The sequence below is a fragment of the Rodentibacter rarus genome, from assembly GCF_001998965.1.
GTDB classification, from domain to species: domain Bacteria; phylum Pseudomonadota; class Gammaproteobacteria; order Enterobacterales; family Pasteurellaceae; genus Rodentibacter; species Rodentibacter rarus.
In genome coordinates, this window is the sequence record NZ_MLHJ01000031.1 from 1 (window position 1) to 5186 (window position 5186).

Genomic DNA, 5186 nt, shown 5'->3' on the forward strand with positions numbered 1-5186 from the left:
GTGTGTCCCTACAAGATAACAAAAACCAACTTTGTTCAACTGCTACATAATATTGTAAAATTTTTGCAAAAATTGACCGCTCTTAAACGCCCCTCTTTTTACTAAAGAGGGGGGCTTTCTTTCCAAATTAAATCTCTCAACAAATTGAAAAAATAAAGGGAATAAAATGAACAACACGCAATGGTGGAAAAACGGTGTGATATACCAAATCTACCCAAAATCATTCCAAGATACCACAGGCAGTGGCACGGGCGATATTCAAGGGATCATCAAACGTTTAGACTACTTACAAACCCTTGGCATTGATGGCATTTGGATCACACCGATGTATGTTTCGCCACAAATTGACAACGGTTACGACATTGCCAATTATCGTGCAATCGACCCAAGTTACGGCACTATGGCGGATTTTGAGCAATTGATTGCTGAAGCCCACAAACGCCATATTCGAATCGTGATGGATATGGTGTTTAACCACAGTTCCACCTTCCACCAATGGTTCCAACAAGGCGAAGATCCGAAGAGTGAATATCACGACTATTATATTTGGCGTGAACAGCCAACCAACTGGAAATCAAAATTTGGCGGTTCAGCGTGGAAATGGTCGGACAAAGCACAAAAATACTACCTCCATTTATTCGCCCCGGAGCAAGCGGATTTAAACTGGGAAAACGCAAAAGTGCGGTCAGAATTGTTCGAGATTTGCCGTTTTTGGGCAGAAAAAGGCATTGATGGCTTGCGTTTGGACGTGGTGAATTTAATTTCTAAACCTGAACATTTTGAAGACGATCTTGAAGGTGACGGTCGCCGTTTTTACACGGATGGACCAAAAATTCACGAATACTTGCAAATGCTTAATCAAAATGCGCTCACCCCTTACGGGCTAATGAGCGTGGGTGAAATGTCTTCCACCAGCCTTGAACATTGCCAGCGTTATGCTAATTTAAGCGGCACGGAATTATCTATGACCTTCAATTTCCACCACCTCAAAGTGGATTATCCGAATGGCGAAAAATGGACATATGCCAAGCCTGATTTTGTCGAACTGAAATCCATTTTTAACTATTGGCAACAGGGTATGCACGGCAAGGCGTGGAATGCGCTATTCTGGTGCAATCACGATCAGCCCCGCATTGTCTCTCGCTTTGGCGATGAGGGAGAACTTCGCACGGTTTCCGCCAAAATGCTGGCGATGTTACTCCACGGAATGCAAGGCACGCCTTATATTTATCAAGGCGAAGAAATTGGAATGACAAACCCGAATTTCACAACGATTGGAGAATATCGCGATGTAGAAAGTTTAAACGCCTATGATGAGCTGAAAGAAAAAGGCGTGAATGACGAGCTTATCATTAACATTTTGGCACAAAAATCCCGTGATAATTCACGCACACCGGTGCAATGGGATGACAGCGAAAATGCCGGGTTTTCCAGCGGTAAACCTTGGATTGATGTGGCGAAAAACTATCCTCAAATTAACGTGGAAAAAGCCTTAGCGGATCAAAATTCAACATTCTACACCTACCAAGCGTTAATCAAACTTCGTAAAGCATTGCCGATTTTGACCGAGGGTGATTACACAGATTTATTGCCAAATCACGCTTCCGTTTGGGCATACCAACGTCAAGCTCACGGACAAACCTTAACCGTGTTAGCGAATTTAAGCGAGCAACCACAAAGCGTGGCGTTGGCGGTGAAAGGCGAGGTATTAATGAATAATTACAATGATTTGACATTAGAAGAAAATGAAGTGAAGTTAATGCCTTATCAGAGCGTTTATTTACTAAGCTAAAATTATCCGCTCAATATCAAAAGCGATGGAAAGATGTGCTAATATCTTCCCATCGTTTTTTTATTAATGAGGAAAACATTATGATCGTCACCAGCTCCGCCATTAAAAATGGCATCTTTGAAGATAAATATGGCAAACGTGGGACACAATTTAGCCCCAATGGTATGCCCACTTATTCCATTCCCTTTGACATTAAAGAAGCGCCAAAAGGCACAAAATCTTTCGCCGTGGTTCTTGAAGATAAAGATGCGATCACCGCAAGCGGATTTGTGTGGATACACTGGCTCATCGCTAATCTTGAACGCACCTCAGTGGAAGAAAACGAAAGCCAAAGTGCGACCGATTATGTGCAAGGGGCAAACTCTTGGGCAAGTGTTCTAGGCAAATTTGAGCTTAGTGAGGCCTCTGCCTACGGTGGTATGGCACCGCCTAATTGCTTACACCGTTATGAATTAATCGTCTACGCCCTTGATACCAAACTCGATCTCAAACCGGGTTTTCGTTTCAACGATCTCCACTTTGCCATGCAAGGGCATGTTCTGGATCAAGCGGTGGTGATGGGAACTTATGATGTTTAACGGGTAAACCCTATCCCTGTGCTTTCAAAAACGGCAACAAGGAAAGGGCGATACCGGCGGCACTACAAGCCACCACGATAAAAAAGCCTGTCCAGTGGAATTGTTGCACAATCAGCGCTAAAGGATAGCCTGCAATCGCTGCACCAAGATAGGCAAATAACCCAACAAACCCGGTCGCTGTGCCGGGTGTTTTTTTGTGGGCACATTCTGCAGCCGCCATGCCGATTAACATTTGTGGGCCAAAAACAAAGAACCCCACCACAAAGAAAAGTGCGCTTAATAAAATATCTTTTTCCTTTGGTAGCAGCCATAAAGCCGTAATGGAAAAGAAAATTCCAATGGCAAAAATCAACGCCATCGGGCCACGATTACTGGAAAATAAGCGATCCGAACCCCATCCTGCCACCAAAGATCCGAAAAATCCGCCTACTTCAAACAAGGCTAAAGCACTGTTGGCGGAAACCAAATCGTAATGATAGTTTTCCGTGAGATAAATATTCCCCCAGTCATTAATTGCGGTGCGTACCACATAAACGAGGGTATAACTGAGTGCCAACAACCAAATATATTTATTCAAAAAAACATAGTGGCGTAAAATGTCCCGCCAATTTAAATGGGGGGCAAGGAATTCTTGGCTCAGTTCTAACTCATCATTTCGCCAATGCCCGATACTGGGTAATCCCATCGCCTCCGGTGTGTTACGCAATCGCCACAACAGAAAAAATCCAATCGCAATGGCTAATCCCCCCGCAACAACAAAACCATGACGCCAACTGTAATGCAACGTAACATAGCCAATCAGCAGCGGAATTAAAGCGCCTCCGACATTATGTGCAGTGTTCCAAATCGACCACCAATGCCCCCGTTCATTGCGAGAGTACCAACTCGTCAAGAGTTTCGAACAGGCCGGCCAGCCCCATCCTTGAAACCAAGCATTGGCTACCCAAAGTGCGGTCAAAAACAAGACAGAATTTGAAAGGCCAAAGAAAATATTGAGTATCCCCGTCATAATTAGCCCGATAGCCATAAAATGACGTGGGTTTGATTGATCGGAAAATATTCCTGAAAAGAATTTTGATACCCCATAGGTGATATAAAACAAGGTTGCCATTAACCCAATATCACTTTTCTCAATGCCTAAATCGCTTATCATTTCCGGCACGGCAAAATTAAAACTTTTCCTTGTGAGATAAAATCCGGCATAACCAATGTACATCGCGATCATTAAATGCACGCGCCAATACGGATAAGTGCGGTCAATTTTTGAGGAGAATGTCGTCATATCAATTCCTTGGCAAGGTGATCTTAATGGTGGTGCCGTGCTGTTTTGATGAAACCGATTTTTCATGGGAAATTAACTGAAATGTCCCACATAAAATATCCACCCGCTCTTGCATGCCTTTTAAACCCAATCCCTGTTTAACTTTTGTTGGGTCAAATCCCTTACCATTATCCTGAATAATCAATTGAATATTTTGACCAATCATAATAGAAAGGCTCACTGTGGAGGCTTCCGCATATTTGACCGTATTATTCAACCCTTCCTGACATAAACGATAAAGGGTGATTTCTTGGATAGGCTCAAGCCTAACATTGTCTTTGTTTTCCCAAAAAAGTGCGGTGGAAATGCCATGCGTTTTGAAATCGAGTTCTAAAAATAAATTCTCAATCGCTTGTTGAAGGGAAATATCATCTAACATTTTCGGGCGAATACGGTTTAATAACCCTTTTGTGGTGTCGTAGATATTCAGAGAAAGTTGCTCAATCATACCAACCCCTTGACTGATTTTCGGTGAGTGTTCTATACGTTTTATCATTGAGGCTTGCATACGAATGGCGGTGATGTTTTGCCCGATTTCATCATGTAGTTCACGGGAAATTTCTTGACGAATGGCTTCTTCCGTATTGATTAATTTTCGGGTGAGCTGGCGGTTACGCGCCAGCTCAGCGGATAAACTTTGATTGAGATCCCGCAACTGTTGAATTCCCAACCCAAGGAAAATTCCTGTGATGGTTTGCCCTGAAAGGGAAAGTAATAAATCCGTTAATGCCCCTCGGGAAAAACTACCCATAGTCGCTGTTAAAGCAATACTATTTAATAATGTGCCAAGTAATGCTCCCTGCCAACCATAGACATAAGCGAGCAAAATAATGGGCACAGAAAGAAAAAATAAGGTAAACCGATGAAATTCTTCCGGCGTATAAATTTGAATAACAATATTTAATAAAAACAAAAGGATATAGATGAAAATATGTTTAGCACGCAAAGAAATCGGTTTATCGATCAATTGTGCGGTAAGGGGAACCCAAGGGCGTTTAAAGAGATATTCATCCACTAAAAAGCAAGCGGGAAGCATCAATACCATTCCCGTAAAACTCACCAGAAAAAGATATAAAAAAGAGAAAGAAAAAAGGCTGCCAATCAAACCGTTGATCGCACCAATAACCAGTGCTAATCCCCCCTGAATAATAAGTTTGTAAACTTCATTGCCTTGATAATAGGGCTTGATAAGAAAAATAATCGGTAAACTGACCGCACTTATCAGAGCGGCCGGCAAATAATATTCATTGGGAAAGGAATACGCCAATAATCCTAATACGGAAAACTCCGCGCCATAACTCACCCACCAAAAGCGCTTTGACGTGTGTAAATTAACCCCTAAACGAAAAGCAAAGGGTAAAAATAATAAGGCGATTAAGGGATTTCCCAAGAGGAAATCGGCTATCGCCCATAAAGAAAAATAGGCACAAAAGAGGATTAAACCGCTGTAAAGGAAGGGAACGAAGAATGTCATAAGCTGTTAATGATCATGCAA

4 protein-coding genes are annotated in these 5186 nt (G+C 42.4%); 2 read left to right on the forward strand and 2 right to left on the reverse strand.

What is annotated here, in order from left to right; genetic code table 11:
• Positions 1 to 166: 166 nt before the first annotated feature.
• Positions 167 to 1792: an alpha,alpha-phosphotrehalase gene (treC, locus tag BKK50_RS04105; RefSeq protein ID WP_077415576.1), complete on the forward strand. Its 1626-nt coding sequence runs from the start codon at positions 167 to 169 to the stop codon at positions 1790 to 1792.
• A gap of 80 nt (positions 1793 to 1872) precedes the next feature.
• The gene (locus BKK50_RS04110) at positions 1873 to 2370 is read left to right on the forward strand and encodes a YbhB/YbcL family Raf kinase inhibitor-like protein (RefSeq protein WP_077415578.1); all 498 of its coding nucleotides are present in this window, start codon (positions 1873 to 1875) and stop codon (positions 2368 to 2370) included.
• A 10-nt stretch (positions 2371 to 2380) separates the two neighbouring features.
• Here BKK50_RS04110 and uhpC read toward each other — a convergent pair whose 3' ends face one another.
• A complete protein-coding gene (uhpC, locus tag BKK50_RS04115) occupies positions 2381 to 3652 on the reverse strand; it encodes an MFS transporter family glucose-6-phosphate receptor UhpC (RefSeq protein WP_077415580.1) in 1272 nt (423 codons plus the stop codon).
• Between the two features lies 1 nt (position 3653).
• On the reverse strand, positions 3654 to 5165 hold the full coding sequence (uhpB, locus tag BKK50_RS04120) for a signal transduction histidine-protein kinase/phosphatase UhpB (RefSeq protein WP_077415582.1): 1512 nt from the start codon (positions 5163 to 5165) through the stop codon (positions 3654 to 3656).
• Positions 5166 to 5186: the final 21 nt, after the last annotated feature.

Coding starts and splice junctions, on each gene's coding strand:
- treC (WP_077415576.1), top strand. CDS start 167: ATGAACAACACGCAATGGTGGAAAAACGGTGTGATATACCAAATCTAC.
- BKK50_RS04110 (WP_077415578.1), top strand. CDS start 1,873: ATGATCGTCACCAGCTCCGCCATTAAAAATGGCATCTTTGAAGATAAA.
- uhpC (WP_077415580.1), bottom strand. CDS start 3,652: ATGACGACATTCTCCTCAAAAATTGACCGCACTTATCCGTATTGGCGC.
- uhpB (WP_077415582.1), bottom strand. CDS start 5,165: ATGACATTCTTCGTTCCCTTCCTTTACAGCGGTTTAATCCTCTTTTGT.